The 2,010-nt window shown below is 63.9% G+C and carries 2 protein-coding genes and 1 tRNA gene; 1 reads left to right on the top strand and 2 read right to left on the bottom strand.

Annotated features, from left to right (window positions below; genetic code table 11):
- Positions 1-498: lipoyl(octanoyl) transferase LipB (lipB, locus tag QZX79_RS15590; protein WP_294569657.1), on the bottom strand; the 498-nt coding region annotated here is incomplete at its 3' end.
- A 47-nt stretch (positions 499-545) separates the two neighbouring features.
- Here lipB and QZX79_RS15595 point away from each other — a divergent pair.
- Positions 546-631: transfer RNA gene (locus QZX79_RS15595), tRNA-Leu, on the top strand.
- 218 nt (positions 632-849) lie between these two features.
- Here the strand turns inward: QZX79_RS15595 and QZX79_RS15600 are convergent.
- Positions 850-1,752: a hypothetical protein gene (locus QZX79_RS15600; protein ID WP_294569659.1), complete on the bottom strand. Its 903-nt coding sequence runs from the start codon at positions 1,750-1,752 to the stop codon at positions 850-852.
- Between the last annotated feature and the right edge of the window lie 258 nt (positions 1,753-2,010).

Raw genomic sequence — 2,010 nt, forward strand, 5'->3', positions numbered from 1 at the left:
CACGTTCAGCGCCACCCCGTGCCACGTCACCCAGCGCGTCACCCGCACGCCGAGGGCGGCGATCTTGTCCTCCGTGCCGCGCGCGCGGTCGGCCACCCAGATGCCGACGCGCCCGTCGCGCCGCTCCCCCCGCACGTTGAACCGGTCCAACGCCCGGATCAGCCACTCCTCCAGATCGTGGACGTAGACGCGCACGTCCCGCCCGCGCCGGCCGAGGTCGAGCATCACATAGGCCGTGCGCTGCCCCGGCCCGTGGTAGGTCCACTGCCCGCCCCGCCCCGCCCGGAACACCGGGAAGCGCGGGTCCACCAACCCCTCCGGCGTGGCGGAGGTGCCGGCGGTGTAGGTCGGCGGGTGCTCCACCAGCCACACCGCCTCGGCCGCGGTGCCGGCGCGGATGGCGGCGACGCGCGCCTCCATGGCGGCCAGCGCTTCAGGGTAGGGCGTCAGCCCCTCGGAAACAGCCCATTCCGGCCGCGCGGGCGCCTCGGCGCGCATTGAAGGGTTCGGGATCATCGGCTATACGCGACCGCTCTACCCGAGATGCGGTCGTGGCGGAATGGTAGACGCGCCAGCTTGAGGTGCTGGTGGGGGAAACCCCGTGGAAGTTCGACTCTTCTCGACCGCACCATCCTGCGCTTCGGCGGTCCGTCCGCTTGACGGAACACTGCCTCGAAGCGACGGCGGCTGAAGGTGTTCAGCAAGTCGTGGCCGATCGCCTCCGGCTCCGTGCGGCCCGAGCAGGCGGTTCCCGCCGCCCCACGGCAGCAATGCACTCCGCCCGCCGATCGGGTCCGGCCGCACGGTCCTCTTCCGACCGAAGGCTGACCACGAGCCGATGATTTACGACTACCTTACTCGGGTCAGACTAAACTCACCGGGCTTCCCGTCCACCTGGACTGCCTGCCACTCTTCTGCACTCTCACCAAATGTCCCGAGTGGGATCCGTACGGCAGCCATCGGATTGTGTGCGATATAGAGCGGAAGGCTAAGGTCAGGCGAACAAACTTCGACGCAGGTGATGAGCGCACTGATTCCACTGCATTCCGGCGTGATGAACGGATAAAGCGGTACGGGCTGGCCGTTTTTGTTGGCGACTTCGTGCCGCTCGGCGTTTCCCCATCTGACGGTGTCTTCACCTGCGAAGAACTCGGCCTGAAGGGCACCGACCGGAAACACAACTTCAATTGCCCACGGCTTTTGGGATACGCCGAATGGAGTCGGCCAAAAGCCGGATAACTGTCCTCCGTTAACGGCGACGACACAGGCGTCCCCTGGCGAGGTGATCCCGCCCGCTGCATAGGTCTCAAACTTCTGCTTCTTGCTCCAAAACGCGCTCGTCCACCTCAGCAGCATTTCATTGTTCGGTGTGTTGTAGGTCGTCCCCTTGCCACTCTCCGGGAATTTGAACCAACCCGTGGGAATACCCTTTGGGCTGGGAGAAATAGCTTCTACCCATACAGCCAAGCCGTCCACTTCGAATCGGAAATCTGGTCCATTCTTTGGCGACCGGGTGCTGTGGCCAAGCCGAAGGAGATGGCTACCGAGTTGAAGCTCCCAGATTCGCTGCCAAAACTGCTCATCGTCATCGTTGACGAGCTGACTGACTACGTGGCCTCGATCTTCGACATCCTGCTTCAAGTAATCCATCCAGAGCGCGCGCACGTATGCTTGCAACCCATTTGCGTTACGCCATCTTCGAGCCAAGTAGTTATTGATGGCGGCAGTTTGCGGGTCTTCGGTCAATTCCACTGCTTTTCAACCCGAGGCGACGCTTGCTGTTTTTTCCGACCGTAGCATGGCCGCACGAGCCCGCCTCCTAGCGTATCCGAAAGGGGCGGCGAAGATTCTTGAATATTTTCCTATTCTTGTGCCAAGCTCGACGGCTTCCCGCCGCCCCGGACGCCGCCCCATGCCCCGCCCCCGCCGCCCACAAACCCTCCCTCCCGACATCCTGCCCCCGACTTCATCCAGCGGCACGACCTGGTCCGCCGCCTCTACACCGGCCCC

Origin of the sequence: uncultured Arthrobacter sp., assembly GCF_902805515.1 — a bacterium.
GTDB lineage: Bacteria > Actinomycetota > Actinomycetes > Actinomycetales > Micrococcaceae > Arthrobacter_D.